Source organism: Paraburkholderia ferrariae NBRC 106233 (genome assembly GCF_000685035.1).
Taxonomy (GTDB): domain Bacteria; phylum Pseudomonadota; class Gammaproteobacteria; order Burkholderiales; family Burkholderiaceae; genus Paraburkholderia; species Paraburkholderia ferrariae.
Genome location: NZ_BAYB01000044.1, coordinates 1 through 26,010, shown reverse-complemented (window position 1 = coordinate 26,010; position 26,010 = coordinate 1). Strand labels below are relative to the sequence as shown.

At 65.4% G+C, this 26,010-nt stretch carries 25 protein-coding genes; 7 read left to right on the top strand and 18 right to left on the bottom strand.

Going from position 1 to position 26,010, the window contains the following annotated elements; all coding sequences use genetic code 11:
- The first annotated feature begins 46 nt into the window (after nucleotides 1-46).
- Nucleotides 47-1,540: an MFS transporter gene (locus BFE01S_RS32745; protein WP_028229127.1), complete on the top strand. Its 1,494-nt coding sequence runs from the start codon at nucleotides 47-49 to the stop codon at nucleotides 1,538-1,540.
- A 52-nt stretch (nucleotides 1,541-1,592) separates the two neighbouring features.
- Here the strand turns inward: BFE01S_RS32745 and BFE01S_RS32740 are convergent, their stop codons facing one another.
- The 3 genes from BFE01S_RS32740 to BFE01S_RS45240 all read right to left on the bottom strand — a co-directional run bounded on the left by BFE01S_RS32740 (nucleotide 1,593) and on the right by BFE01S_RS45240 (nucleotide 2,833).
- Nucleotides 1,593-1,862, bottom strand: coding sequence for a hypothetical protein (locus BFE01S_RS32740; RefSeq protein ID WP_028229126.1), 270 nt, complete (start codon nucleotides 1,860-1,862; stop codon nucleotides 1,593-1,595).
- Nucleotides 1,863-1,920: 58 nt separating this feature from the next.
- Entirely contained in the window at nucleotides 1,921-2,352 is a 432-nt protein-coding gene (locus BFE01S_RS32735) for a DoxX family protein (protein ID WP_028229125.1), read from the bottom strand.
- A gap of 319 nt (nucleotides 2,353-2,671) precedes the next feature.
- Complete coding sequence (locus tag BFE01S_RS45240; protein ID WP_169742697.1) at nucleotides 2,672-2,833, bottom strand: hypothetical protein; 162 nt, start codon at nucleotides 2,831-2,833, stop codon at nucleotides 2,672-2,674.
- A 197-nt stretch (nucleotides 2,834-3,030) separates the two neighbouring features.
- Here BFE01S_RS45240 and BFE01S_RS32725 point away from each other — a divergent pair, with 197 nt between their 5' ends.
- From BFE01S_RS32725 to flhC, 4 genes are all read left to right on the top strand, one after another.
- Nucleotides 3,031-3,888 carry a helix-turn-helix domain-containing protein gene (locus BFE01S_RS32725; RefSeq protein ID WP_042339409.1) on the top strand — a complete coding sequence of 286 codons (858 nt, stop codon included), beginning with the start codon at nucleotides 3,031-3,033 and terminating at the stop codon, nucleotides 3,886-3,888.
- Nucleotides 3,889-4,044: 156 nt separating this feature from the next.
- Nucleotides 4,045-4,815 carry a 2OG-Fe(II) oxygenase gene (locus BFE01S_RS41125; RefSeq protein WP_042339406.1) on the top strand — a complete coding sequence of 257 codons (771 nt, stop codon included), beginning with the start codon at nucleotides 4,045-4,047 and terminating at the stop codon, nucleotides 4,813-4,815.
- A gap of 540 nt (nucleotides 4,816-5,355) precedes the next feature.
- A complete protein-coding gene (gene flhD, locus BFE01S_RS32715) occupies nucleotides 5,356-5,676 on the top strand; it encodes a flagellar transcriptional regulator FlhD (RefSeq protein WP_028229123.1) in 321 nt (106 codons plus the stop codon).
- 10 nt (nucleotides 5,677-5,686) lie between these two features.
- A complete protein-coding gene (flhC, locus tag BFE01S_RS32710) occupies nucleotides 5,687-6,289 on the top strand; it encodes a flagellar transcriptional regulator FlhC (protein WP_028229122.1) in 603 nt (200 codons plus the stop codon).
- Nucleotides 6,290-6,426: 137 nt separating this feature from the next.
- Here flhC and BFE01S_RS46325 read toward each other — a convergent pair whose 3' ends face one another.
- The 9 genes from BFE01S_RS46325 to BFE01S_RS32665 form a co-directional block, all read right to left on the bottom strand.
- Nucleotides 6,427-6,558 carry a hypothetical protein gene (locus BFE01S_RS46325; protein WP_281177420.1) on the bottom strand — a complete coding sequence of 44 codons (132 nt, stop codon included), beginning with the start codon at nucleotides 6,556-6,558 and terminating at the stop codon, nucleotides 6,427-6,429.
- Between the two features lie 21 nt (nucleotides 6,559-6,579).
- On the bottom strand, nucleotides 6,580-7,725 hold the full coding sequence (locus BFE01S_RS32700; RefSeq protein ID WP_028229121.1) for an acyl-CoA dehydrogenase family protein: 1,146 nt from the start codon (nucleotides 7,723-7,725) through the stop codon (nucleotides 6,580-6,582).
- 48 nt (nucleotides 7,726-7,773) lie between these two features.
- Nucleotides 7,774-8,430 carry a methionine ABC transporter permease gene (locus BFE01S_RS32695; protein WP_028229120.1) on the bottom strand — a complete coding sequence of 219 codons (657 nt, stop codon included), beginning with the start codon at nucleotides 8,428-8,430 and terminating at the stop codon, nucleotides 7,774-7,776.
- Nucleotides 8,423-9,538: a methionine ABC transporter ATP-binding protein gene (locus BFE01S_RS32690; RefSeq protein WP_028229119.1), complete on the bottom strand. Its 1,116-nt coding sequence runs from the start codon at nucleotides 9,536-9,538 to the stop codon at nucleotides 8,423-8,425. The genes BFE01S_RS32695 and BFE01S_RS32690 overlap by 8 nt, the downstream gene beginning before the upstream one ends.
- Before the next feature lie 57 nt (nucleotides 9,539-9,595).
- Nucleotides 9,596-10,357, bottom strand: coding sequence for a MetQ/NlpA family ABC transporter substrate-binding protein (locus BFE01S_RS32685; RefSeq protein ID WP_245621256.1), 762 nt, complete (start codon nucleotides 10,355-10,357; stop codon nucleotides 9,596-9,598).
- 368 nt (nucleotides 10,358-10,725) lie between these two features.
- Nucleotides 10,726-12,291 carry an efflux transporter outer membrane subunit gene (locus BFE01S_RS41120; protein ID WP_084170330.1) on the bottom strand — a complete coding sequence of 522 codons (1,566 nt, stop codon included), beginning with the start codon at nucleotides 12,289-12,291 and terminating at the stop codon, nucleotides 10,726-10,728.
- A 14-nt stretch (nucleotides 12,292-12,305) separates the two neighbouring features.
- Nucleotides 12,306-15,491: an efflux RND transporter permease subunit gene (locus BFE01S_RS32675; protein WP_028229117.1), complete on the bottom strand. Its 3,186-nt coding sequence runs from the start codon at nucleotides 15,489-15,491 to the stop codon at nucleotides 12,306-12,308.
- Between the two features lie 110 nt (nucleotides 15,492-15,601).
- Complete coding sequence (locus BFE01S_RS32670; protein ID WP_028229116.1) at nucleotides 15,602-16,849, bottom strand: efflux RND transporter periplasmic adaptor subunit; 1,248 nt, start codon at nucleotides 16,847-16,849, stop codon at nucleotides 15,602-15,604.
- 32 nt (nucleotides 16,850-16,881) lie between these two features.
- A complete protein-coding gene (locus BFE01S_RS32665; RefSeq protein ID WP_028229115.1) occupies nucleotides 16,882-17,784 on the bottom strand; it encodes an alpha/beta hydrolase in 903 nt (300 codons plus the stop codon).
- A 187-nt stretch (nucleotides 17,785-17,971) separates the two neighbouring features.
- Between BFE01S_RS32665 and BFE01S_RS32660 the strand changes: the two genes are divergently transcribed.
- Nucleotides 17,972-18,976 (top strand): LysR family transcriptional regulator, encoded by a 1,005-nt coding sequence (locus tag BFE01S_RS32660; RefSeq protein ID WP_028229114.1) that lies wholly within the window; start codon nucleotides 17,972-17,974, stop codon nucleotides 18,974-18,976.
- A 163-nt stretch (nucleotides 18,977-19,139) separates the two neighbouring features.
- Nucleotides 19,140-19,445, top strand: coding sequence for a DUF4148 domain-containing protein (locus BFE01S_RS32655; RefSeq protein WP_028229113.1), 306 nt, complete (start codon nucleotides 19,140-19,142; stop codon nucleotides 19,443-19,445).
- Nucleotides 19,446-19,969: 524 nt separating this feature from the next.
- Here BFE01S_RS32655 and BFE01S_RS44805 read toward each other — a convergent pair.
- From BFE01S_RS44805 to BFE01S_RS41105, 6 genes are all read right to left on the bottom strand, one after another.
- Entirely contained in the window at nucleotides 19,970-20,176 is a 207-nt protein-coding gene (locus BFE01S_RS44805) for a hypothetical protein (protein ID WP_156967241.1), read from the bottom strand.
- A gap of 49 nt (nucleotides 20,177-20,225) precedes the next feature.
- Nucleotides 20,226-20,642: a hypothetical protein gene (locus tag BFE01S_RS32645; protein ID WP_042339399.1), complete on the bottom strand. Its 417-nt coding sequence runs from the start codon at nucleotides 20,640-20,642 to the stop codon at nucleotides 20,226-20,228.
- Nucleotides 20,643-20,666: 24 nt separating this feature from the next.
- The gene (locus BFE01S_RS43635) at nucleotides 20,667-21,296 is read right to left on the bottom strand and encodes a hypothetical protein (RefSeq protein ID WP_042339396.1); all 630 of its coding nucleotides are present in this window, start codon (nucleotides 21,294-21,296) and stop codon (nucleotides 20,667-20,669) included.
- A 32-nt stretch (nucleotides 21,297-21,328) separates the two neighbouring features.
- Nucleotides 21,329-23,092 (bottom strand): ShlB/FhaC/HecB family hemolysin secretion/activation protein, encoded by a 1,764-nt coding sequence (locus tag BFE01S_RS32630; protein ID WP_028229111.1) that lies wholly within the window; start codon nucleotides 23,090-23,092, stop codon nucleotides 21,329-21,331.
- A gap of 2 nt (nucleotides 23,093-23,094) precedes the next feature.
- Entirely contained in the window at nucleotides 23,095-23,358 is a 264-nt protein-coding gene (locus BFE01S_RS44800; protein WP_042339394.1) for a hypothetical protein, read from the bottom strand.
- Nucleotides 23,355-26,010, bottom strand: a 2,656-nt coding sequence (locus tag BFE01S_RS41105; RefSeq protein ID WP_174464477.1) for a hemagglutinin repeat-containing protein, incomplete at its 5' end; no start/stop codon positions are given. The genes BFE01S_RS44800 and BFE01S_RS41105, both read right to left, overlap by 4 nt.

The following is a 26,010-nucleotide window of genomic DNA, read 5'->3' as shown; positions in this document are numbered from 1 at the left end:
GACACGCTGAAACGTCGCAGCCGGCCGGCGTCCTAAGATGGGACGCATGAAACCCAATCACCTCCCCCTCGCCCGCTTCACGCCCGCGCTCGCCCGTATCGTCGCGACCGTCAGCGTGGGCTTCGTCGTCACGCAACTCGACGTGACCATCGTCAATATCGCGCTCGCGCGGCTCGCGACCGACCTCCATGCGAGCGTCGCCCGCCTGCAGTGGATCGTCGATGCCTATACGCTCGCCTTCGCAGTGCTCATGCTCTCGGGCGGCGTGCTCGGCGACCGCTACGGCGCCCGGCGCATGTATGCGGTGGGGCTCGTCGTGTTCGCACTGGCCTCGCTCGCGTGCGGGCTCGCCGCCGAGCCGGCCCTGCTGATCGCCGCCCGCGCGGTACAAGGCGCGGGCGCCGCCATGATGCTGCCCAACTCGCTTGCGCTCCTGAACGAGGCCTGCCGCCACGACCGCACATTGCGCGCGCGGGCCGTGGGCTTCTGGACAGCGGCGGGCGCCATTTCGATCGCGGCGGGGCCGGTGGCGGGCGGGCTGCTGATCGCGGCGTTCGGCTGGCGCAGCATCTTTCTCGTCAACCTGCCGCTTTGCGCGGCGGGGCTCGCGGCCACACTCGCCTGGATTCCTGCGCCGCAGCGCACGAGGCAAGCCGCCGGCGCGGCCAATGCCAGCGGCTCGCAACGCGCCCCTGTGCGCAGCCTCGACATTCGCGGCCAGTTGCTCGCCGTCGTGGCGCTCACGGCGTTCACGGGCGCGGTAATCGAATGGCGGCCGCTCGGCTTCGCCCATCCGGCCGTGGCAGGCGGCTTCGTGCTGGCCTTCGTGGCCGCCTGCGCGTTCCTCTTTCTGGAAGCCCGCGCGGCCGATCCCATGCTGCCGCTTTCCATGCTGCACAACCGCACGTTCAGCGCGGCGGTGCTGTTCGGCGTATGCGTGAACCTCACCTACTACGGCACCGTCTTCGTGCTCGCGCTCTATCTGCAGCATGCGCGCGGCGAATCGCCGTTGCAGGCCGGGCTCGCGTTCGTGCCGCTCACGGGCGGGTTCCTGCTTTCCAATATTGCGAGCGGCCATGCCGTCTCGCGCTTCGGCACACGGCCGCCCATGATCGTCGGCGCGCTCATTGCGGGCAGCGGCTACGCGCTGCTGAGTTTCGTGGATGCCACCACGCCGCTTGCCGGCCTGCTGGTGGCGTGCCTGCTGATTCCTTCTGGCATGGGGCTGGCGGTGCCGGCCATGACGACAGCCGTGCTGGCGAGCGTCGAGCCCGCCCGGGCCGGCACGGCCTCCGCGCTGCTGAATACGGCACGGCAGGCGGGCGGCGCAGTGGGCGTGGCGGCGTTCGGCGCCCTCACGGGCACGGGCGTAGCCGCTCAGGTGGTGGCGGGGTTGCGCGCGGAAACGCTCGTCTCAGCGGCACTGCTGCTGACGGCGGCCGGGCTTGCCTGGTTCGTGAGAGCCGAGGCCGCGCATTCGCCGGCCCAGGCGTTGGCCGCGCCGGATCTGGAAGCATCGCGGGCGAAAGCCTCGCGCTGAAGACGGCCCGCGCCCGGCCGGGGCCTGGTGCCGTGGCACGGGATCGCCGGTGTTAGAGCGACGTCTCCTGTATCGTGCCGGTCGTCACGGCACGTTCGATCAGCCCCTCGCTTTCGGCCTTGTGGATGGCGTGAGCGATCAGGCGGTCGGGTTCTTCCAGTTCGGCCTTGAGCGCGCCGAGGAGCCCGGAGGCGTCGAGGATCACGAGCGTCTTCGCCGAATCCGCGTAGCTGATCAGCACGCGCCGCGAACCGTCCTCGGCCAGGCTCGCGCAGAATTGCGCGGTCTTGCCGCCCACGTTGAAATCGAAGTTCTGTATCAAGACCGGCTCCTTGTTCGCCCGGGGGATGTTCCAGACCGCCTTCGCCGCACGGACGCCTTCAGCCGCGCAGTCCGCCGCGCGGCGTGCGCATGCCGTCCACCGAGGCACGACCGGCGCCCGTCACGCTCAGCAGCAGAAAGCCGCCCGCAATCGCCACGTTCTTCCAGAAGTGCACGACGGCGTCCTGCTGCAACACCGCGTCGGTCATGTTCCAGAAGTCGTGGCCGAGCACTGCTGTCGCGATAGCGTACACGGCGAGCAGCAGTGCAACCGTGCGCGTGCGCACGCCAAGCACGATGGCGAGGCCGCCCAGCAACTCGACGGCGACCACCAGCGGCGCGGCGATCTGCACATAGGGTACGCCTCTCGCGTGCAGATAGCCGATGAAGCCCGCATACCCCAGCAGCTTCATGGCGCCGCCCCACAGAAACAGGATCGAAAGCGCGAGGCGCGCGATGAAGATGATGAGGGAATCGGCGGGTCGTGTCATGGAGGGCTCCGTCATGCGATTACGGAATGACCTCGGCATGGGCGCACAGTTCCCGCTGCTTCGCTCCGGCTCGCATCATTCGGGTGGAACAACGAGGGATCAGGCATGTGCGCGGCAGGAGGGCACCGGGGTCTGCGACCACGGCAATTGATTCGGATTCCCTGGTAATTGGCGCACTGCCTCGCGTCTGATAAGTGAGCGGCGGAAGCATCGACTCCGCTTCCACGGTTGCAACCTGAATCGCTGCGCGAGGCGGACGATCGCGGGAGGACCCCTTCGCGGTCCATCGCGCCGGGCGCAAGGCGCGCAACTGGCACGCTCAATGCTTGTGGCGCATGCCGTGACCGCGGTGGGCGTCCAACCAGCGCGTAAGACGCTCTTCCAGTGCGGCCCCGTAGCGGTGCGACAGGACCCACGTTGCGGCACACACCAGCAGCATGACAGCCGGACCCAGAAGATAAGCAGCTACGGTTTCCCTCATGGCAATCTCCCCTCGCCACGCCGCCATACGGTGAGAATTTCATTTTAGGCGATTTGCGCGCTCCCCTCCTGGCCTTCTCGGCCAAGCCGGCCAGGAAACGTGCCAGCAAGCGGACAGAAAAGCGCGCCTCGCCACATTTCCCGCATCTTACCCCCGAGGTAATTGCGGCGCCTACCCGCTTCGCTAGAATCAGCGGCATGAACACGCTCGCTCCCCTCGCCGCGGCGCCGTCTTCCGCGCTCGCCGCCTCCGCCCGCCGCAGCGTCGGCGATCTGCTGCGCGACTGGCGCCAGCGCCGCCGCATGAGCCAGTTGCTGCTCGCTGTCGAGGCAGGCATTTCGGCCCGGCATCTGAGCTTCGTCGAATCCGGCCGCGCACAGCCCAGCCGCGAGATGGTCATGCATCTGGCCGAGCAACTGGACGTGCCATTGCGCGAGCGCAATGCGCTCCTGATGGCGGCGGGCTATGCGCCGCTCTACCGCGAGCGCGCGCTCGACGATCCGCAACTCGCGGCGGCCCGCGAAGCCGTCGATCTGGTGCTGCGCGGCCACGAGCCCTATCCGGCCCTCGCCGTGGACCGGCACTGGAACATAGTGGCAAGCAACGGCGCGCTCGCGCCGCTCGTCGGCGATGCCTCGCCCGCGCTGCTCGCCGCGCCCGTGAACGCGCTGCGGCTCTCGCTTCACCCCGAGGGCGTCGCGCCGCGCATTCTCAACTGGCACGCCTGGCGCACTCACCTGCTCGCGCGGCTGCAACGCCAGATCGACGCGAGCGGGGACCCCACGCTCGCGGCGCTGCACGAGGAACTGGCGGCTTATCCGGCGCCGCCGGGCACGCCCGCCGAGCCGCCCGTCACCGAGACGATCCAGCACCACATCGCCGTGCCGCTGCGCCTGCGCACGACGCTGGGCGACTTGTCCTTCTACAGCACCACGACCGTGTTTGGCACCCCGGTCGACATCACGCTTTCGGAGCTCGCCATCGAGGCGTTCTTTCCTGCCGACGAGGCCACTGCGGCGGCCTTGCGGACGGCTGCGGGCAACCGGGACGGTTGAGCCTCGCCCGAATCCGGTCTGACGCTGGTCTGATGCGACTGACCGCGACCGAACGCGGCGAAACCGGCCTACTGGATTGCAGCGCAAGGTGCGGAGTGCGCGCGTGCTGCGCAGGCGCGAAACTGGGCGCCTTAGCCATGCACTTCCGGAACCATCATGTCTTTCGCCGCCGGGCGCTCACGTCCGCTACAAAACCCGACAGAAAGCCCGCTACAAAACCCCACCCTCGCCGACCGCCTCGACGCCGCCCCCTGGGCCGACATCGAAGACGACCTCACGGCACGCGGCTACGCGCTGATCCCCCATCTCCTCGACGACGCACAATGCGACGCCCTCGCAGCGCTGTACGACCGCGAGGCCCCGTTCCGCAGCCGGATCGTGATGGCGCGCCACGGCTTCGGCCAGGGCGAGTACCAGTATTTCGCCTACCCGCTGCCCGAAACGGTGGCCCGCTTGCGCAGCCTGCTGTACGGGCGGCTGGTCGGCCTCGCCAACCGCTGGGCGGACTGGCTCGGCTCGAATACCCGCTTTCCGCCCGCCCACGCGGACTTCATCGCGCGCTGCCACGCTGCCGACCAGCGACGTCCGACCCCGCTCCTGTTACGATACGGCCCCGGCGATTACAACTGCCTGCACCAGGACCTCTACGGCGAACACGTGTTTCCGGTTCAGGCGGCCATCCTGCTGAGTGCGCCGGGCCTCGACTTCACGGGCGGCGAATTCGTGCTGACCGAGCAACGGGCGCGCCGGCAGTCGCGCGCGGAGGTGGTGCCGCTCGGCAAGGGCGACGCCGTGCTGTTCGCCGTGCATCACCGGCCGCTGCAGGGCGCACGCGGCGCGGCCCGGGCGGTGTTGCGCCATGGCGTCAGCCGGGTTCGCGAGGGCAAACGTCACACACTGGGCGTAATCCTGCACGACGCCGCCTGAGCCGCCCCGGTGCCGCCCTCCCGGCTGCCCCCGAATTGCTCTGTAGGGAATTTGTAGCAGAGGGTCGGACCACCCGTTACATCTATATCCTCAGACTTATTAATCCTGCATTCCGTATTTTTTACCTGCCCGGTTAAATCCTTTCAAAACGTTTATTGATATCCCATCACCGGGCCTGCAGTCGCACAACTCGTTGCGCATACATCAACTCCCCGCAGAAACCCCTATTCCACGTGCTTTCGTGCCCGGAGCCCGCCAAACAGGGCCTCGCAGCCCATTGTTTTTTGACGCAGCGCAAATGGCAGAAAAAATTGCCGAAATTGTGATACATCCCCTGATTATTTTTTTGTGACAGGGATTGATTTCCGAGATAAGCCCTCATACAATTCGGCTCAAGGTGTTACGAGTTGTAACACCTTGTATCAAATAGTCAGGCCCCGCCGGGAAGGACATGAGCGAGGGCCGGCACATGGACCAGACAAAGTACAACGGCGAGAAACGCCGGGGGGTTAATAATTCGGGGCTTCGGAAAAGAGAGAAATGGACCGTAGCAGCGAGACGCTGGATTCTATCCGCGAGATTAATTTGTCGTACCTGATGCTTGCGCAACGCATGTTGCGCGAGGATAAGCCCGTCGGCATGTTCCGGCTGGGCCTGTCGTCGGAACTGGCCGATTTGCTTGGCGGTCTGTCGCTCGCGCAGATTGTCAGGCTGGCCGCTTCCGACCAGCTACTTTGTTTTTTCCGCTTCGACGACCATGCCATGTTGTCCGCCCTGACGCAGACGACCCGGCATGCGGACGTGGCGGCTACTCACGCGGCCATCCTGCTTGCAGGACAACCCGCCGGGCAATTTGCCTGAGGACGACGTCATGACCACGCGGCGCAGCCTCACCGAAGATGCCCAGGAAGTATTCCGCGCGATCGCGCTGATCGAGCTGGGCGCGCGCATGCAGGTGCTCGAAAGCGAGCTCTCGCTCTCGCGCGACCGCATGATCCGCCTGTATCGCGAGATCCGCGGCGTATCGCCGCCCAAAGGTATGCTGCCGTTCTCGGCGGACTGGTACATGACGTGGCTGGCGAACATTCATGCTTCGCTCTTCTACAACACGTACCTGTTCCTCAAGAACGAAGCGCGTTGCTCGCATCTCGACGCGCTCACCAAGGGGTTCCGGCTGTATCTGGAACACTGCCGCCACAGCGAGACCGAGCCCGTGCTCGACCTCACGCGTGCGTGGACCCTGGTGCGGTTTTTCGATGCCGATATTCTGCAGTTGACGCCTTGCTGCCGCTGCGGCGGCAAATTCGTCGCGCACCGCCACGACCTGCAGCACAACGTCGTGTGTGGCGCATGCCAGCCGCCTTCGCGTGCCGGCAAGACGAAAAAGGCGGCTGCGGCGCGACGGGGCGCCACGCAGACCGAGAGCGACCTTCCGGAAGTTGTTACGCCGGACGGCATCGCCGAGGCTGCCTAGCGAGGAGAGCAGATCCGGGCCCACCCGGACGCGAGACCAAGACGCGATGCCGTCCGGCGTACCCACCTCGCCGGACGGCGAAGCGCCTTTCCTTTTCCGCCTTCGCCATCGTCTTCCCCCCTGCTTCGATTCCCTTTTTAGTTGCCGCTGAACGTCTGCCGCACGAGCCGCAGGTTCGCTGCCGTCATCATCACGAACAGCACCCGTGCGAGGATGCGCGTGGACAGCCGGTTTGCGAACGCGCCCAGCAGCGCGGGATCGTCGGTCATGCGCATGAGCCGACCGCTCCCTCACGTGTACAGGCTCGGCGCCGGGAGTTCGCGCGTGAGTGCGTGGCGGCCCACGTCGCGCACGCGATAGTCGAGCGGGTCGTGCAGCGTGTGCACGCGCGCGTTGCGCCAGAAGCGGTCGAGCGCGAGCGCCGCCGCGGTGGAGCGCGCGCCGCAGGCGTCGAAAAGCTGCTCGCCGGCGTAAAGCGACGCGCGGTGCGCAACGATCTTCGCTTCCGAAATCGCGAGCGAAAGCTCGGCGCGCGTGGCCGCTTCGAGCGCGTCGCCCTGCTGCCAGGCCGCATCGAGCAGCGCAGCCGCACGGTCGGCCAGCACTTCGGCCGAAAGCGACTGGATGCGCAGTTCGCCGAAGCGCTGCTGGAGGTAGGGGTCGTCGCTCGCCTGCGCCACGCCCGAATTGACCCACGGGCGCCCGTTTTTCAGCACATATTCGCGCGCCTCTTCGAGCGCGCCCTGCGCAATGCCGACGAAGAGGTTGGTCAGCACCAGTTGCGAAACAAGCGTGCGCAGCGTGGCGCGCGGCGTCTCGGGACGGTGCAGCACCTCGGCCGCGCGCACTTCCACGCCCTCGAACGACACCGTACCGCTATCGGTCTGGCGCTGGCCGATGGGGTCCCAGTCGTCGTGTACGACAATGCCCGCGCGCGTGGTAGGCACGACCGCAAATACGGGCAGACCGCTCACGGGATCGTGGGCGCTCACGGTCATCATCTGCGAGCCGAGCGTGCCGGAACAGAAACCCTTCTTGCCATGCAGGCGCCAGCCGTTTTCCGAGGCGGGCTGCGCAACGAGCCGCGTATCGAGCGGATTGACAGCATTGCCCCACCACCAGCGGTTCTCCACCGTGCCGCGCAACCAGCTCGTACGTTGCGATGCGCTGCCCCACAGATCGACGCTCGCCACCTGAAGGCACTGGAAGCCGAGCAGATGCGCAAGCGCGCTATCCACGCGCGCAAGCGTGCGGATCGTCTCGTACACCGTGTGCCATGTTGCGCCGTGGCCGCCGAATTCGCGCGGCACGGCTATCGTCAGCAGGCCCGCTTCGGCAATCAGCCGCTTTTCGTCCGCTGCATGGCCCCCCGCGAGATCGCGTTGCGCAGCGCTCGCACGCAAGGCCGCAACCAGCGGCGCGAGTGTATCGTTCATGCCTGTCTTCCCGAATGAGTGGCTTAAAGCGGCGCGCAGGCCGGGCGCTCAGGTGCGCCGCAAGAGCCGCCGCACCACCAGGTCGCCTGTGAACTGCACGGCGGCGACGATGGCAATCAACAGCACGATCACCGTGACCATCACCGTCGTATCGAAACGCTGGTAGCCGTAGCGTATCGCGAGATCGCCCAGGCCGCCCGCGCCGACGGCACCCGCCATCGCCGAAGAGCCGATCATCGCCACCACCGTGATCGTGAAGCCGCCCACCATGCCCGGCAGCGCTTCGGGCAGGAGCACGTGCCAGACGATATGGCGGCGCTGCGCGCCCATGGCCTGCGCGGCTTCGATGAGACCGCGATCCACTTCACGCAGGCTCACTTCGGCCACGCGCGCGAAGAACGGGATCGCCGCGATGGAGAGCGGCACGATGGCCGCCCAGACGCCGATGGTCGTCCCCACGAGCAGCCGCGTGAGCGGCAGCAGCGCGACGAGCAAGATGATGAAGGGCGTCGAACGAAACGCGTTGACTGCCGCGCCTACCGTGGTGTTGACCGCGGGGCGCTCGAAAATCCCGCCGCGCGCCGTGGTGACGAGCAGCAGCGCAATGGGAATGCCGATCAGGAGTGCGAAGATTGCCGACACGCCGACCATGATGAGCGTATCGCGTATCCCGCCCGGCAATTCGGAAATCCAGAAGTCAGACATAACCGAGCACCTCCACGCGGCTTGCATGCGCGCGCGCCGCATCGGCCAGCGCTTGCGCTTCTTCGGCGTCGCGCACGGGCGCGGATACGACGAGGCGCCCCTGCGCACGCCCCTGAATCCGTTCGATGCCGCCGTGCACGAAGCGCACGCCATGCGCGCCCAGTGCTTGCGCCAGCACCGCAAGCTCGGGTTCCTGCGCCGCTTCGCCCGTAAAGCGCACGTCGAAGAGCGCCTGCGCACCGGCTTCGGGCGTCGAGCGCAGCCGCGCCGCCAGATCGTCGGGCAGATCGTGACCCGGTGTGTGCAGCAGCGCCCGCGTGGCGTCATGCTGCGGATTGCCGAACACGCGCCACACGGGCCCCTGTTCGACCACCTCGCCGCGCTCGATCACGGCCACCGTATCGCACACGTCGCGTATCACTTCCATCTCGTGCGTGATGAGCACGATCGTGACCCCAAGCCGCCGGTTGATGTCGCGCAGCAGCGCGAGAATGGAGCGCGTGGTTTCCGGGTCCAGCGCCGAAGTGGCCTCGTCGCAAAGCAGAATATCGGGCTCGTGCACCAGCGCGCGTGCAATGCCCACGCGCTGCTTCTGGCCGCCGGAGAGCCGCGCGGGCCACGCATTGCGGCGCTCGGTGAGGCCCACCAGGTCGAGCAGCGCATCCACGCGCGCCTCGCGCACCGCCTTGGGCACGCCCGCGATCTTCAGCGGCAGCGCGATGTTGTCGTGCACCGTCTTCGCGGAAAGCAGGTTGAAGTGCTGGAACACCATGCCGGTACGGCGGCGCAGCACCACGAGCCCGGGCATGTCGAGCGCACCCACGTCGATGCCGCGCACGCGCACGGTACCGGAAGTCGCCTTTTCGAGGCCGTTCACGAGCCGCAGCAGCGTCGATTTGCCGGCGCCGCTGCGCCCGATAATGCCGAACACTTCGCCCTTCGCCACCTGCAGATCGACATCCGCGAGCGCCGGCTGCGCGCCGCCGCCATACACCTTGCCGATCTTCTCGAACACCACGGCGGGCTGCGAAGGATCGGCGTCGCGCGCCGCCTCCCCCGCCGACGGCCCCGCTTCGACGAAGCGGGCCGCATCGAACCATTTCATCATCGCTGCTCCTCGCTCGCGTCGCTCATGCGGCTCACCGGGTACAAGGCGGCCAGCCGCTTACCAGGCCACGGCGTAGAGATTGCCGAAGGCTTCGTCGAGCTTCTTGCGCACCTCCGGCGAGTGCTGGTAGATGTCGATGAACTTGCGGATGCGCGGATCGTTCACGCTTTCGGGGCGCACCACGAACTGGAGCGCGAAAGCCTTGTTCTCTACGCCGTCGAAGAGCAGCGCGCTGTTCGGATCGGCCGTGCCGGCGAGCTTGATGAAGCTCGGGTAGCCCTGGGCAAGATCGACGTCGTCGAGCGAGCGCGCGAGTTGCGACGCTTCGAGCTGCACGATCTTCAGGTGCCTGGGATTCGAAACGATGTCGAGCGTCGTGGCGCGATAGTCCGCACCGGGCTTGAGCTTGATGAGCCCGGCGCGCTGCAGCAGCAACAGGCCGCGGCCGCCGTTCACGGGATCGTTCGCAATGGCGACGGACGCCCCATCCTTCAGGTCTTCGAAACGCTTCACCTTCTTCGAGTACAGGCCGATCTTCATGATCGTGCCAGGCGCGATGGCGACGAACTTATAGCCGCCCTGCTTTTCGGCGTTCTCCAGAAACGGCGTGTGCTGGAAGTAGTTGACGTCGATGTCCTTGTTGGCGAGCGCGGCGTTCGGCGTGTTCCAGTCGGTGAATTCGATGATCTTCACGTCGAGGCCCTGGGCCTTCGCCTCGCGCGCCGCTTCCTGCAGCGCGCCGATCTGCGGCGTGGTGGCAATGCCCACCTTGAGCGTGGGCGTATCGGCATGCGCGTGCAGCGCCGAAACGGCGAGCATCACGGCCACGGCCGCAAGCAGCCCGAATCGTTGCAGGTGAGACTGGCGCAGCAGGGTACGCACGGCACGGTTCATCGCGGTCCTCGAATGGAAGAAGAGCTTCGTTCATTCAGGAGCGACGCGACAGGCCAGCGGGCTAGCGCACAAGGGCGCGTTAGCCGCATGCATACGCGCGCGGAACGCATGAAGGCGTTTCGCGCGCTGCCCATCGCCATCTGCTCCAGATGGGTCCAGCCGATGATAGAGGCGCGCGAACGCAGGGTCTACGAACGGATTACGCAAAGGAAATCGCCGCTGGCGATATGCAAAAAACCGTGCGCCGGCACAAGCCGGCGCACGGTTTTGGGGCGCCGCAGCGCGGGGCGAGCCTAGCGCGAAGCCAGCGGCGCGGGGGGAGGCGCGCTGCCGTCGTGGTTCGGATCGTCGGCTTTCACGTCGCCCCAGCCGCCGCCCAGCGCGCGGATCAGGTTGACTGTCGCCACCGCCTGCGAGCCCTGCAGCCGGCTCGCCTGCAACTGCGCGACCAGCACGGAGCGCTCGCTATCGATCACGTTCAGGTAGCTCACCTCGCCTTCCTCGTATTGCGTCTTCGAGAGATGCGCGGAGCGCTCCGAGGCGTTCACGGCCTCGTCCTGCTCGTGAATCTGGTCGTCCAGCAGGCGCAGGTCGGAGAGATTGTCCTCCACTTCGCGGAACGCCACGAGCACCTGCTGGCGATACTGCGCCACATCCTCGTCGTATTTCCCGCGCGCCTGACCGAGATTCGCGCGGCGGCGGCCGCCGTCGAAGAGCGGCAGCGTGAGCGCCGTGCCCGCGAACGGCCCGAGCAGGAACGCGCGGCTCGACCACATGAAGAGGTCGCCGAGCGAGGCCGACTCATAGCCGAACGCCCCCGTGATGTCGAGCTTGGGGAAGAACGCCGACTTCGCGAGGCCCACGCGCGCGTTGGCCGCGGCCATCGCGCGCTCGGCGGCGGCGATGTCGGGGCGGCGCTCCAGCAGCGTGGAAGGCAGACCCGGCGGAACGTGCACGTTCACGGAGGCGAGCGGTGTTTCGGGGAACGAAAAGTCTGCCGGCGCCTTGCCGAGCAGGATCGCGAGACTATGCTCCGAAGCCGCCCGCTGACGCGCGACGCCCACGGCATCGGCACGCGCGCTCGCGAGTTCGTTGCGTGCCTGCGCGACGTCCAGTTCGCTGATGTCGCCCTCCTTGAAGCGACGCTCGACGAGCTTGAGCGCGTCTTCGCGCAAGGCCACCGTGCGGCGGTACAGATCCACGTCCGAATCGTACTGGCGCAACTGGAAGTAGTTCTGCGCGACATCGGCCTGCAGCGAAAGCTGCACCGAGCGGAACAGCGCCTCGCTCTGCTGCGCGTCCGCACGCGCGGCGTTCACGTTCGAACTCACGCGGCCGAACAGGTCCGCCTCGTACGAGGCCGTACCTTGCGCGCGCCAGAGCGTTTGCGTGGGAACGTAGGTGTTCTGCGGCAGGAACTGCGAAGCCGGCGACGGGCGTTCGTAGGTCGGCCCGAAGCCGGCATCGAACGACGGGAACCAGGAAGCCCGTGCGGCCTGCGTTACCGCGCGCGCCTGCTGCACGCGCGCTGCCGCAGCCTTCAGGTCCTGGTTCGCGGCCTGCGCCTGTTCTTCCAGCGCGTTCAGCGTGGGATCGCCGAACACGATCCACCACTGGCCACGATGCGCGTCGTCGGCGGGCTGCGCGGGCGTCCAGTTGCCCACGTCGTGCGGGCCGGCGGGCGGTTGCTGCGCTTCCTTGAACGCGGCCGGCACGCCTGCGTCGGGCACGCGATAGGTCGGCTCGACCGAGCAGGCGGCAAGCCAGGCGAACAGCGCCACGCCCGCGGCAAGACGCGTGCGGCGCAGCCACGTCGTCCGGCTCGCCTGCGCGTGAGCTGAGATTGCGTAGTCAGTCATATTCTTCTTCTCCCTCAAGCGTCCACCGTGGGCAGCGGTGCGCGCGCATTGTCCTTCTGCGCGACATGGATCTTGCCGCCCGCAATCGTACGCAGCACTACATAGAACACCGGCGTGAGCAACAGGCCGAACGCGGTCACGCCGAGCATGCCGAAGAACACGGCCACGCCCATCGCATGACGCATTTCCGAACCCGCCCCCGTGGACAGCACGAGCGGCACGACACCCATGATGAACGCGATGGACGTCATCAGGATCGGGCGCAGACGCATGCGGCTCGCCTCGATGGCCGCCGAAAGCGGCGAGTGGCCGTCATGCTCCAGTTCGCGCGCGAACTCCACGATCAGGATCGCGTTCTTCGAAGCGAGCCCCACCAGCACCATCAGGCCGATCTGCGTGAAGATGTTGTTGTCGCCCTGCGTGAGCCAGACCCCCGTGAGCGCACACAGCACGCTCATCGGCACGATCAGGATCACCGCGAGCGGCAGCGTGAGGCTCTCGTAGAGCGCAGCCAGCACGAGGAACACCAGCAGCACGCTGATCGGGAACACCCAGATGCCCGAGTTGCCGGCCAGCACCTGCTGATACGTGAGGTCGGTCCATTCAAACTTCACGCCGCGCGGCAGCACTTCGGCCGCGATGCGCTCGGCAGCCTCCTGCGCCTGACCCGACGAATAGCCCGGCGCGGGGCCGCCGTTGATGTCCGCGGCGGTATAGCCGTTGTAGCGCACCACCATTTCGGGGCCGTACGTGGGCGTGACCGTCACGAGCGACGAGAGCGGCACCATGTCGCCCGCGGCGTTGCGCGTCTTCAGTTGCAGGATGTCGTCGGCTTTCTGGCGGAACGGCGCGTCTGCCTGCACGCGCACCTGATACACGCGTCCGAAGCGGTTGAAGTCGTTCACATACAGCGAGCCGAGATAGATCTGCATCGTGTCGAACACGTCCGTCACCGGCACGCCGAGCTGCTTGGCCTTGGTGCGGTCGAGATCGACGTTCAGTTGCGGCACGTTGATCTGATAGTTCGAGAACGTCGGGCCGAGTTCGGGCGTTTGCGCCGCACGCTTGACGAAGTCCTGGGTTGCACGGTTGAGCGCTTCGTAGCCGAGCGCGCCGTGATCCTCGAGCTGCATCTTGAAGCCGCCCAGCGTACCGAGCCCGAGCACCGGCGGCGGCGGGAACACGGCGATGAACGAGTCCTGGATCTGCGCATACTGCTGGTTCAGCGCACCGGCAATCGCACCGGCGGAAAGAGCCTTGCCATGGCGCTCCTTGAACGGCTTGAGCGTGACGAACACGATGCCCGCGCTCGAACTGTTGGTAAAGCCGTTCACCGAAAGACCCGGGAACGCCACGGCGCTTTCCACGCCCGGCTGCTTGAGCGCGATGGCGCTCATGTGGCGGATCACGCCTTCGGTGCGGTCGAGCGAAGCGCCGTTCGGCAGTTGCGCGAACGCGATCAGGTACTCCTTGTCCTGCGCGGGCACGAAGCCGCCCGGCACGATGCGCGCCATCAGCACGGTCGCGCCGATCAGCACCACGTAGACCGCGAGCATCGCGCCCTTGTGGCGCAGCACGCCGTTCACGCCGCGGCCATAGTTCTCCGAGCCGCGATGGAAGACCTTGTTGAAGCCGCGGAAGAAGCCGCCGAGCACGCGGTTCATGACCCGCGTGAGCCAGTCTTCCTTCGCGCCGTGACCGCGCAGCAGCAGGGCCGAAAGCGCCGGCGACAGCGTGAGCGAATTGAACGCCGAGATCACCGTCGAAATGGCGATGGTCATTGCGAACTGCTTGTAGAACTGGCCAGTGAGACCGCTCATGAACGCGAGCGGCACAAACACGGCCACCAGCGTGAGCGCAATGGCGATAATCGGCCCGCTCACCTCCTGCATGGCCTTGTAGGTGGCGTCGCGTGCGGAGAGCCCGCTCTCGATGTTGCGCTCGACGTTCTCCACCACCACGATCGCATCGTCCACCACAATGCCGATGGCGAGCACCATGCCGAACAGCGAAAGCGCGTTGATCGAGAAGCCGAACGCGAGCAGCAGCGAAAACGTGCCGACGATCGACACCGGCACCGCGATCAGCGGAATGATCGACGCGCGCCATGTCTGCAGGAACACGATCACCACGATCACCACGAGTGCGATGGCTTCGAGCAGCGTATGCACCACCGCCTCGATGCTCGAACGCACGAACTGCGTGGGGTCGTAGACGATGCGATAGTCGACGCCCGCGGGCATGTCCTGCTTGAGCTCCTTCATCGCCGCGCGCACCTGGTCGGAAATCGCGAGCGAGTTCGCGCCCGGCGCCTGGTTGATCGCGAGCGCCACGGCAGGCTTGTTGTCGAGCAGCGAGCGCAGACCGTATTCGGAAGCCGCAAGCTCGATGCGCGCGATGTCGCGCAAATAGGTTACGCCGCCGTCCGGATTGGTCTTGACGATGATGTTGCCGAATTCGCTTTCCGTGCTCAGACGGCCGTGCGCGTTCACGCTCAGTTGCAACGGCGTGCCGGGCACGCTCGGCGAAGCGCCGATCACGCCCGCCGCGACCTGCACGTTCTGCTCGCGAATCGCATTGACCACGTCCTGCGCCGTGAGATTGCGCTGCGCGACCTTCTGCGGATCGAGCCAGATGCGCATGGCGTAGTCGCCCGAACCCCACAGCTGCACTTCGCCGACGCCCGGGATGTTCGAGAGGCGGTCCTTCACGTTCAGCAGCGCATAGTTGCGCAGATACGTCATGTCGTACTGATTGTTCGGCGAGATCAGGTGCACCACCATCGTGAGCGTGGGCGAGCTCTTGATCGTCGTGATGCCGAGGCGCTGGACGTCTTCCGGCAGGCGCGGCAGCGCCTGGTTCACGCGGTTCTGCACGAGCTGCGTGGCCTTGTCAGGGTCCGTGCCGAGGCGGAACGTGACCGTGAGCGTGAGATTGCCGTCGCTGTTGGCCTGCGACTGCATGTAGAGCATGTTCTCCACGCCGTTGATCTGCTCTTCGAGCGGCGCCGCCACCGTTTCGGCAATCACCTTGGGGTTCGCGCCCGGATACTGGGCGTGCACCACCACCGAAGGCGGCACGACCTCGGGATACTCGGAGATCGGCAGCTGGAACAGGGCGATCACCCCGGCCAGCAGGATCAGCACGGACAGCACGCCCGCGAAGATCGGCCGGTCGATGAAGAATTTCGATATGTTCATGGGTCGCTCTTTAAGTTGACGCTTAGTTCCACTAATGGATACCCGGGGAATGGCGGCGGCGGCGTCTGCCGGGACTCAGCCCGGAAGACGCCGCACGCCGCTGCCCCGCGTCAGGAGGTCTTGTCGTTCTTTGCGTTGCTCGTCCCGCTATCGGGCGCGCCGTCCGGGGTCTTTGCGAGCGAGGAGGCGGCGTCGCCGTCCGGGTCGCCGTTCATCGGCACCCTATGGGCCCGCACGGCCTCGCCCGGGCGCACACGCTGCGTACCGTTCACCACCACGCGGTCGCCCTGCTGCAGGCCGCCCGCGATCACGCGCAGGTTGCCCTGCAGGCCGGCGATCTGCACCGCGCGGTAGGTCACGTGGTTGTCCTTGTCGAGCACGTAGACGAACTTCTTGTCCTGGTCGGTGCCGATGGCGGTGTCGTCCACGAGCAGCGCCGGATGCGGTGCGCTGCCGCTGACCTTGATGCGGGCGTAAAGACCCGGCACCAGCGCGCCGTCTGCATTGTCGAAGCGCGCGCGCACGCGGATCGTGCCCGACGACGTATCGAGCTGGTTGTCCACCGATTCGATCGTGCCCTCGCGCGAGTAGCCCGTTTCGTTCGCCAGGCCCAGTTGCACCGGCACCTTCGAGCCGTCTTTCATGCGGCTGATGTAGTCGAGATAGGTCTGTTCGTCGGCGTCGAACTCGGCATAGATCGGCGAAACGGACACCAGCGTCGTGAGCGGCGCGGCGCTCGCGCCCGCCGAAACCACGTTGCCCACGGTGATTTCCGCGCGCGACACGCGCCCCGCCACCGGCGCGACGACGCGCGTGTAGCCGAGGTTGATCTGCGCGGCTTCCAGCGCGGCCTGCGCGGCCTTCAGGTTCGCGCTCGCTTCGCGCGAAGCGTTCAGCTTCTCGTCGTAATCGCGCTTCGCGATGGCGTTGTCGCCGATGAGGCGCTGCGCGCGCTCCCAGTCGCTCTGTGCGTAGCCGCTGCGCGCCTGGGCGGCGGCCACTTGCGCCGCGGCCTGGTCCACGGCGGCCTGGTACGGACGCGGATCGATCACGAAGAGCGTATCGCCCTTCTTCACGAGCGCGCCGTCACGAAAATTGACCGACACGATCGTGCCCGACACCTGCGGGCGAATATCGACTTTTTCCACGGCCGCCAGGCGGCCCGAGTAGCTTTGCCAGTCGACGATGTTGCGCTGGATCACGGCGGCGACATCGACTTCGGGCGCGGGCGGCGCTTCGGCGGCAACGGCCTGATGCACGTCGAGACGCGTGGCGACAACGGTGCCGAGCCCCGCTACCACGATGACGGCAAGCGTTGCCATCGCGATGCGCGTACGGGAAAGCGATTTGAGTGACATGTCGGGCTCCAGAATGAGTGAATCAATGTTCGTTATCGTTGTGCACTGGCTTCGAAGCAGCACTGGAAAAAGCGCACGGCCTCCTTGAGCGCAGCGGGATACGCCCCGATCTGCGCGTGCGAGACGCTGGGATAGCGCACGACCTGGGTGCGCACGCCCGCGTCGATCAGCCGGCTGGCGTACTTCTCGGCCTCGATATGCAGCACGTCGTTCTGCGCGGTGATGATGAGCGTGGGCGGCAGCCCCGCGAGCCGCGACGATTCGAGCGGCGCCGCATACGGATGCATGCGCTGCGCCGCCTCGGGCAGATAGGCCCGGTAGCACGCGGCGCACTCGCCCGCGGTGATGTCCGAGCCGAGCCGCTGCTCGTCGCCGAGGCGCGTGAGGCTGGGATCGAGCATCGGCGCGAAGAGCGCCTGCGCCGCGAGCCACACGTCGCCGCGATCGCGCCCGATGAAGGCGAGCACGTTGGCGATCTGGCCGCCCGCGTCGTGGCCCGCCGCGATAACGCGTTTTGCGTTGCCGCCGAAGGCGCGGGCACGCGTGGCGATCCACAGCGCGGCGCGGTGGGCATCTTCGGGCGCGGCCGGAAACGGAAACTGCGGCGCGAGCGAATAGTCCACCGAAACGACCAGTGCAGGCAGTTGCGCGGCGAAAAAGCGCGAGGCTTCGTCGGCATCTTCCAGCGAGCCACGCACGAAGCCGCCGCCGTGAAAATAGAGCAGAACCGGCAGGCCGCTTGCACCGGCGGGCCGGTACAGGCGCAAGCCGATCGGCTTCGCGTGGCCTTCGATCGTCACGTCCGTCGTGACCAGGTCGCGAGCGCTATCGCCGGCCGCCGGGGCCGCAGGCACGGGCGCAAGCGGCGCCGTGCCGGTTGACGGCGCGGCTTCGGGGGCGACCCACGGTGTCGGCGAAGACTTGAAAGCATCCATGTCGGAACGGCGCAATGCGCGAGAGTAGATTCGAATGATGCGAATTGTGGGTTCGGCAGACTTTCAAATAAATGCCTATAATCCGGCAACACAATTCGGCGCACCTGAACAATCTGTCTCCTCTTTTGCGCGCGGCGCCTTCTCGCACGCGGCGCGCGGTGCGGCCGATCTCTTTCGGAGAGTGGCAATGGATCGCCTTCAGGCCATGCAGGTGTTCACCCGTGTTGTCGATACCAACAGCTTCACGCGCGCAGCCGAAACGCTCGACATGCCGCGCGCCTCGGTCACGACGATCATCCAGAATCTCGAAGCATTTCTCGGCGTGCGGCTCATGCACCGCACCACGCGCCGCCTTTCGCTCACGCCGGACGGCGCTGCGTACTACGAGCGCTGCGTGCGCATTCTCGCGGACGTGGAGGAAACCGAGCAGACCTTCCAGGACCGCAACCGCAAGCCGCACGGCAAGCTGCGCATCGACATGCCGGGCTCGATCGGGCGCCTGATCGTGATTCCTTCGCTGTGCGAATTCCACACGCGCTACCCGGATATCGACCTGCAACTAGGGCTTTCCGACCGGCCCGTGGATCTGCTGCAGGAAGGCGTGGACTGCGTGGTGCGCGTGGGCGCGCTGCAGGATTCGTCGCTCGTGGCGCGGCGCATCGGCCTTTTCGAAGGGGTGTCGTGCGCGTCGCCGGGCTATCTGGAGCGGCACGGCATTCCGCATACGCTCGAAGAACTGGCCGAGCATCGCGCCGTGAATTATTTCTCGCCGCGTACGGGGCGCGTGATGGACTGGGCCTTTCTCGTCGATGGCAAAGAGGTCGAGATCAAGCTCAAGAGCATGGTCTCGGTCAACGACGCCGACGCCTATGTGACGTGCGGCATCGAAGGTTTCGGCCTGATACAGGGGCCGCGCTACATGGTGCTGCCGTACCTGAAGTCGGGAGAGCTCGTGGAGGTGCTGCCGGACTTCAAGCCGCTGCCCATGCCGATTTCGGCCGTCTATCCGCACAGCCGCCATCTGTCGCCGAAAGTACGCGTGTTCGTGGACTGGATTGCCGAAGTGTTCGACCGCTGCCCGCTGCTCTCGGGCCGCGCCTCGCTCGACAAGACCTGCACGATGCGCACGATCGAAGAGCGCGAATCGGCGCCGGCACTCGAAACGCCGGTCGTTTCGGAGTGGGCGGCCTAGTCCACCTTGGGCCGCGCCAGGCTGCGCGCAACGATTGTTCCGGATTTTCGACAATTCATTTCGCTTTCGGGACGTTTATCGCAGTCGCACACTTGCCTACATTTGCTCCTGTCGCCGCTGGGTCCGTTGCCGGGTCCGGCGGCCACCTCACAAGGAGCAAATCATGAAACGCACTCTCGCAACCGCATTCGTCGTCGCACTGGCAGCCAGCGCACCCGCTTTCGCGGGCGGCATCGGGCCCGCGGGCAGCTATGGCCCGCAATGGGCACATGGCGACAACAGCGCACCGAAAACCCGCGCCGAAGTGAAGGGCGAAGTCGTCGAAGCGTATCGTGACGGCACGCTGCCGTCGCTGAACAAGACGAGTTACCCCGAGCAAGGGCTGGTGGGGCGCACGCAGGCTGAACGCATTGCGGTTCAGGAAGGGAACTCGGATGCTGCTACGCGTCTTGCGCGTGCTGGGCAGTAACGTGGCTAATTTATAGTGGGGCCGGTTTATGCTTCGCTTAGGATTGCGAATTTAAGGAGATTGTCGTGAAGACTACTCAACCATCCGAGCTGGATCATTGGGACGAGACTGCCCCTGTGTGGGCGCCTTTTCGGCACTAAACAGGTGTTTTTTTAGGTCCTGATTTCTGTGCTTTTTTGTTCTCGGGGTTTTGGGCTGGGTTGTGGTTTTTTGTTTTCGCGGTGGTTTGCCTGGGTTGCCCCTGTGCGGGGCGGCACCTACTTTCTTTGCCGCCGCAAAGAAAGTAGGTGCCGCCCCGCACAGGGGCAACATCAAATCTCAGGTGCAAAGAGCCAGAACGATTGCCCATCAAGGCCTTGGCGGGAATTATACCAGGTTCGCCGGGGATAAACTTCCGCCGCGAGGACTACATGGGGACTACGATCGCGTGCTTTCGGCATAACATCCCGAACGAGCGCGGTGACGTGCGATGGCTGCGTGACATGGGCGCGTCAGTCCGTCTGGATCGAGAGTGGTCGTGACGTTCAGAACCGGACCATCGCCTGGAACGCCAGCGCTACCCGTACCCTATCGAACCCGTCCGGCTTATAGATCGATGTGCCCGTGAAGAGGTCATAAGTGAGCGCACCGATATGAGTGGGCAGCGCGCCCCGGACGCCGATGACTGCGCCCGCCAGTTGCATGCCGGTCAGTGCTTCCTCACCCGAGTAGAGCACAATACCATCTGGCACTATCCACGAGGAAGTCGCACACACCCATCGGGCTGAAGGGGAGTTTGTGTCATGCAGCCGCGTCCTGTAGCTGTCGGGAGAACTGCTGCATGCGTTCCCAGGCCGCGATAAAGCGGTGATAAGGTACGCCGGCCGTCAGCCGGTCGTAGATCGCAAGCGCCTGCGCGATGGCGGCGTGCTCGGCTTCCGTGACCGTCCAAGCGCGCCCTTCGTCTACGCGGGCGCCAACGTCATCGAGCGCCGCTTCCGCCGCATCGATGACGCCCGTATCGCCCGAACCGGAACCGGCCATGAAGCGGGCATGCCAGACCACCTGGACAAGCCTGATGGCCTCATTGATGCCGCCCCGGCCTGCGTTCAGCACCGACAGCGCGAGATGGTATTCGAGCGAGAGCGCGCGGGCTTTCTGCACGGGAATCGGCAGCAGCATCGCGCGCGAAAGCGGCCGGCGTTTTATTTTCGTCATCGCGGGTATCGTCCCCTCACCGGACTACTGCGACAGGCGAACCACGTACAGTCCCGTCTGGTTCAGATAGCCTGAAACGCTGTAGTTCGGTTTCACATAGAAGAGAGGCCCCGCGATGGTCGGCGCGTAGGTGACACCGCCAGCGGTGACGCTCGCCAGTTCGAGTGCCGGTGTCACGGTTACCGGTTGCGTGGTCGTGAAATTGAATGTCAGCAGCCGGCGATCCAGATTCAGGAACTGGCCGTTTGCCGTGACTTCGTAGGCGTAGTCGGCCTGCACGCCAGCGGGCAGCGGATCGGGCCTGCCCAGACAGACCGTCAGGGGCCTCACGATGCCACCGGAGGGCGCGGCGAAGGTCAGCGTCGCGATGTTGTCGTCGGTCACCAGCGTCATCGGCGTGCCCGCTACGGTCCCCACGGCAACGTCCAGCCGCTTGTAGTTAGTGGGGCAGTTGAAGGCGGCCGGTTGCGGCGAGGACGCCGCGTCCGGGGCCGAGGCCACATCGGGTGCCGAGGCTGCCGCCGGGGCAGAAGCCGCTGCGTCTGCCGCCGAATCCGCCGCCGGCGTGCCACTGCCGCCGTCACCGCCGCCGCACGCGGCCAGCAGTACGGCAACCCCCATCAGACTGATCGATAATTTCCGGCCTGTTTGCATTGCTTTTCTCCCTTGATGAAATCCATCGTTCGTCAGAATTGGCCCATTACCTGAAGCCCCAGCGTCACGCGTGCGGTGTCGAACCCGTCCGGCTTGTAGAGCGGTGTGCCCGCGAAGAGGTCCCAGGTGAGCACCCCGATATGAACGGGCAGCGCGCCCCGGATGCCGATGACCGCGCCGGCCAGTTGCGTACCAACCTGCGCCTGCGTACCCGGGCCGAAGACGTGGCCGTAGTCGATGCCCGCGTAGAGTGATTGCCCCGTCTGCCCGATCGGACACTGCAATTCGTTGCGCCAGTAGAAACCGCGCTCGCCTGCGAGCATCTTTTCGCCATCGAAGCCGCGCACGGTGTAGCGCCCGCCGATGCTCAGGTCGTCGATGTAGAAAAGCGTGTCGCCCGTGTACTGGCCGTGCAGCGTGCCGACATAGCGCAGCGACTGGCCCGCCACCGCGAACGGCACCGAGAGGTTCGCGTCGAGCGTCGCCATGTGGAAACGGTAGGTGGCGGGCTGCGGTGTGCCGTCACTGTTGGTCGGGTCCGCCGTCGCCCCCAGGCCGCCGATGCCCTGCCGGTAAGCGAGCGTGCCGTCGAACTGCGCGGCACCGAAATAGTGCCGGTCGGTCACGCCGCCTTCGATGAAGGTGTTGTTGCGGTTCTGGAACGGAATCGTCGTGTCCTCGATGAAGCTCGCGCCCCAGCGCTTGACAAGCTGGAACTCCAGACCGAGCACGTCGTTCTGACTGCGACTGATCACCCGCTGGAGCTTCAGGCCGCCCGTCTGCGCGTTGCCGCTCGATATGAAGGTCTGGTTGACGGCCGCGATCTGCTGGTAGTACGTGTTCGTGTTGCCGTAGAGCGTGGCGGTCCAGTAGCCCCAGGGGATCGAGTACGAACCGTTGAAGCCATGCGAACCCAGCCCGTGGTCCGCAAATTCGAGGTCCTGGTTCGCGCCGACCGTGAAGATATCGTTCAACCCGAGCGGGTTGTCGATGCCGAGCGACACGTTGCCTTGCAGTTTGCCGGTGGCGCGCTGACCGGAGTTATCGACCGAGGCGACGAACGTCCAGGGCTTCGAGCGCTTGACGGTGATGTCCACATCGCTTTCGCCCGGCACCGTGCCGGGAACGATCTGCATGGCGGCGTCCTGGCTCGCGGGGCGCTTCATCTGTTCGAGGCCCTGTTCAAGATCGCGCAACTGGAGTACGTCGCCGTCGCGCGCCGGAAAGGCGCTCTTCCAGGTGCCACGCGTGGACGGATCCACGAACTCCAGATGACGGATGACGCCGGGGATGAGCGAGAATTTCAGCGTTCCTTTCGACAGGTCCTGCGGCGTCAGCAGAATGCGCGTGGTGACGTAGCCGCGACTGAGCACTTCGCGTTGCAGACCTTTCGTGAGCACGTCGAGGCCCTGTTTGCCGACGCATTGCCCCTGGTAATGCCGCAGCCAGTCGTGCAGGAATGCGAAGCGATCCATCGGCAGGGCAGAGGCGCCCATAGCACGCTGCGCTTCGGGCAGCGTATCGGGCACCTCGACCGCGAACGTGCCGATGCGGAAGCACGGCGTCTCGACGGGTAGCACGGGCCATTCGCCAGCGACCGGCGCGGTCGAGCGCACGACCGGCGCGGCGACGTTGGCCGCGCGCTGCTGCGCGTCGCGTTGCTGCTGGAGTTGCTGGTTCTGCAAGGCGTTCGCGCGAGCGGCGGCGGCTACATCAGGCGGAGTTTCCTGTGCGTGGACGGCGAGCGGTATCAGGGCTGTGAGCGGCAGAGCCGCCAGCCTTTTCTTGTTTTTCATCTTCACTTGTTATTTTCGTTATCGTCCTTTTCGTAGCTCTTGCGCGCCTTCTTGTAGCTGTTGTTGAAGGGCTTAATATGTAGCATATGCGCACGACTAGAAAACCCACCCAATGCCATCATTCCAAAGCCCAACAAGAAGCCAACCATTCTGGCCCATCTCGGTAGCCAATCGAGCGCCAAGCTAGTCCCTAAGACTGCCAGCCCCACTACGAACAAAGTCACACGTACCCAACTGGAAAAATTCCCTTCTTCAATTAATTTCATTTTTTCACGCCAGTCGGGTTGAATATTGAATTAACTTCGGTGTTTATCCAATTTTGAATTGTTGTCGCAACGGGCACGTTATTAACAACGGCGGCAGCTCCGTTCACGACCAACGAACCCGCTGGATTACGATCTCCAGCGACTTGTCCTGCGAGTGCTACCGCTCCTTGATATGTGTACTGTCCGACATTTGGACTCGCCAATTGCGAAACCCCGTCAGCAACAGTGCCTATCACGGTTGCTCCGAAAGCAATTTCGCCAAGAGCGGGCGCAAGAGGAGATGGAGTTGCGGCGCCCGTTGCCGCAGCGGAACCGATCCATCCAGCCGTATTGGAAATCATCGAACTCGCATTTGACGTCGTATCACGCACGTAATTAACGTCTGATTGATCGAAATTGGTGAATGGCCCAGTCACATTGATCGAACCATCATTGCTGCTCGCCGGATACGTAAATTGACTCGGCACCTGTCCTGGTGAGACGCTATTGTAGTTAGCCAGAATATAGCTCTGCAAAACGGCGTTCGACTGCGGATTAATCTGCGTGAGAATCGGTTGACCGTTTGCCGTCGTTCCAGCAGACATCCATCGTGCACCGGAATCGGTCGGCATCTGGCCCACCAGAGTAGCTGGTGCACCGGAAGTAGTCGTACCGTTATTACTTACGCTCATTAGCCGCATCTGGTCTTCGATCTGCGCTTCCGTATACTGGCCGCCGCTGTTGTCAGCGAGTTGCTTCGCAAGGGTCTTTTCCTTGGGGTCCAGTTGGCGATTGTAGAGATCCACGTTCGATGCCGTAGCCGAGCCCGCCGTGCCACCTACGAGCGCACCGCCCAAACCTGCCGCCACATTCGCAGCGAGATTGCCGAGCAGGGTCGATCCGGTTTCAGATGCAACATCGTTCGAGATACCTGCCAGATTCTTAGCTTCGAGTGAGGTGAGACCCGCGCCCGCAGCGCCGCCAATTACGCCGAATGCGCTACCGCCGCCGAGGCCACCAATCAGCGCGCCACCTACGGCCTGAGCGAGCGCACGACTGCTGCCACCTTCGTCCCACGCGTCTGCCGTAGCCTGATCCGTAGCCGTGTCGCGTTTGTTGTCCGCATACGCGCCAATCCCCTGCGCGACGACCTGGCCCGCTGCCTGTGCCGCCTGCATCGTGTCGGCCTGCTGGTTCAGGATCGTGTTCACGTCCGGCGTTTGCGACACCGTACCGTTGGTGTTCGACGTGTCGCGGCTCAGGCTCGCCACGTCCTGCGTCTGCGCGCCCGGGTTCGTGATGTTGATCGTGCCTGCGCTGATCGCGCTGCGCGTCGTCGCGCTCTGGTCGCCACTGTCGCTCTGCGAGATCATCGGGGACACGGCGGGCGTTCCGCCCACCGAACCGGGGCCGATAGCCTTACCGGTATTGTTCACGCCCACACCCGCGCTGATGCCGTTGCTCCTCGCGTCATAGTGCGACTGGTTCTGGATATCGCTCCAGGTCAGCGTGCCGGTCGTCAGACTGTTCTGCGACGGATCCGCCGTGCTGGATATCACCGCACCCGTCAGGCCTGTATTGCCCTTGACGGTGATATCAAAGCCACCAGTACCCGCCGCGATACCTGCCTGCTCGTTGACCTGCGCATAGCTGCCATCAGCGTGTCCGTTCTGCGCACTGAAACTCGCGCTGCCGCCTGCCGTGCTGATACTGAACCCACCACCCGCGCTGCTCTGGTGCGCCGCGCTCGTCGTCGTGTCCTGCACGCTCGCGATATTGAGGTCACCACCCACGACCACCGTCACCTGGTTGCCCGCAACCTGCGAGCCGGTAATGTTCGTATCGCCGCCGCTCACAATCGTCACGCTGTTCGCCCCCGTGACGTGCGAGGCGTTCTGGATCGCCGCATCGCTGTTCGCGTCGCCATGCGCGTTCTGCATCGAGGCCGACACGCCGAAGCCGTTCGTGGTGATCGACACGCCCACGCTCGAACTGGACGACGAATTCGAACTGCGCGTCGAATCGGTGTCGGTCGTGTTGACGATGTTCACCTGGTTCTTCGCGGCCAGCACCACATCGCTGGCACTCACGTTCGAACCGGCAATCGTCACGTTGCCGCTGCCCGGCGTGCCGTCGCCCGTCGCGATGAAGGCGGTTGTGCCGCCTGCCTGCACATTGGAACCACGCTGGATCGTCTGATCCTCCGACGACTGGCTCTGGCTGTGGCTCGACCCGACGCTCACCTGCACACCGATGCTCGGGGCCGTGGCCGGGTTTGTTACGCTGCCCGGCGTCGCCATCTGGTACGCACCGTAGCCCGCCATTACCGCGTCGCCGCCCGCCGCTATCGCGTGCAACGCGTCCGCGCGGCCGTTGCTGTTGCCGCTGGCTAGCGCCTGGCCCTGCTGGTACGCGCCGTTGACCGCATCGCCAACACTGCCACCCAGGCCAATCGTCAGGCCGCTGCTGCTCGTCTGCTGCGACTGGCTCGTGTGGCTCGTATCGGTGGCCGAATTGATGGTGACGTTCGCCGCCGTGCCCGTGATGTTCTTCGCAGCGATCAGGTCGCTGCCTGTCACGGTCAGGTTGCTGCCCGCATTGATCGATACGCTGCCATTCAGCGAACCCACTACGCTGGCGTTGTTCGTGACGCTCGACTCGTGGTCGGTCTGA

Excerpts from the sequence above, each read along its gene's own strand:
- BFE01S_RS32745 (WP_028229127.1), top strand. The coding sequence starts at position 47 with ATGAAACCCAATCACCTCCCCCTCGCCCGCTTCACGCCCGCGCTCGCC.
- BFE01S_RS32735 (WP_028229125.1), bottom strand. The coding sequence starts at position 2,352 with ATGACACGACCCGCCGATTCCCTCATCATCTTCATCGCGCGCCTCGCG.
- BFE01S_RS45240 (WP_169742697.1), bottom strand. The coding sequence starts at position 2,833 with ATGAGGGAAACCGTAGCTGCTTATCTTCTGGGTCCGGCTGTCATGCTG.
- BFE01S_RS32725 (WP_042339409.1), top strand. The coding sequence starts at position 3,031 with ATGAACACGCTCGCTCCCCTCGCCGCGGCGCCGTCTTCCGCGCTCGCC.
- BFE01S_RS41125 (WP_042339406.1), top strand. The coding sequence starts at position 4,045 with ATGTCTTTCGCCGCCGGGCGCTCACGTCCGCTACAAAACCCGACAGAA.
- flhD (WP_028229123.1), top strand. The coding sequence starts at position 5,356 with ATGGACCGTAGCAGCGAGACGCTGGATTCTATCCGCGAGATTAATTTG.
- flhC (WP_028229122.1), top strand. The coding sequence starts at position 5,687 with ATGACCACGCGGCGCAGCCTCACCGAAGATGCCCAGGAAGTATTCCGC.
- BFE01S_RS46325 (WP_281177420.1), bottom strand. The coding sequence starts at position 6,558 with ATGACCGACGATCCCGCGCTGCTGGGCGCGTTCGCAAACCGGCTGTCC.
- BFE01S_RS32700 (WP_028229121.1), bottom strand. The coding sequence starts at position 7,725 with ATGAACGATACACTCGCGCCGCTGGTTGCGGCCTTGCGTGCGAGCGCT.
- BFE01S_RS32695 (WP_028229120.1), bottom strand. The coding sequence starts at position 8,430 with ATGTCTGACTTCTGGATTTCCGAATTGCCGGGCGGGATACGCGATACG.
- BFE01S_RS32690 (WP_028229119.1), bottom strand. The coding sequence starts at position 9,538 with ATGATGAAATGGTTCGATGCGGCCCGCTTCGTCGAAGCGGGGCCGTCG.
- BFE01S_RS32685 (WP_245621256.1), bottom strand. The coding sequence starts at position 10,357 with ATGCTCGCCGTTTCGGCGCTGCACGCGCATGCCGATACGCCCACGCTC.
- BFE01S_RS41120 (WP_084170330.1), bottom strand. The coding sequence starts at position 12,291 with ATGACTGACTACGCAATCTCAGCTCACGCGCAGGCGAGCCGGACGACG.
- BFE01S_RS32675 (WP_028229117.1), bottom strand. The coding sequence starts at position 15,491 with ATGAACATATCGAAATTCTTCATCGACCGGCCGATCTTCGCGGGCGTG.
- BFE01S_RS32670 (WP_028229116.1), bottom strand. The coding sequence starts at position 16,849 with ATGTCACTCAAATCGCTTTCCCGTACGCGCATCGCGATGGCAACGCTT.
- BFE01S_RS32665 (WP_028229115.1), bottom strand. The coding sequence starts at position 17,784 with ATGGATGCTTTCAAGTCTTCGCCGACACCGTGGGTCGCCCCCGAAGCC.
- BFE01S_RS32660 (WP_028229114.1), top strand. The coding sequence starts at position 17,972 with ATGGATCGCCTTCAGGCCATGCAGGTGTTCACCCGTGTTGTCGATACC.
- BFE01S_RS32655 (WP_028229113.1), top strand. The coding sequence starts at position 19,140 with ATGAAACGCACTCTCGCAACCGCATTCGTCGTCGCACTGGCAGCCAGC.
- BFE01S_RS32645 (WP_042339399.1), bottom strand. The coding sequence starts at position 20,642 with ATGACGAAAATAAAACGCCGGCCGCTTTCGCGCGCGATGCTGCTGCCG.
- BFE01S_RS43635 (WP_042339396.1), bottom strand. The coding sequence starts at position 21,296 with ATGCAAACAGGCCGGAAATTATCGATCAGTCTGATGGGGGTTGCCGTA.
- BFE01S_RS32630 (WP_028229111.1), bottom strand. The coding sequence starts at position 23,092 with ATGAAAAACAAGAAAAGGCTGGCGGCTCTGCCGCTCACAGCCCTGATA.
- BFE01S_RS44800 (WP_042339394.1), bottom strand. The coding sequence starts at position 23,358 with ATGAAATTAATTGAAGAAGGGAATTTTTCCAGTTGGGTACGTGTGACT.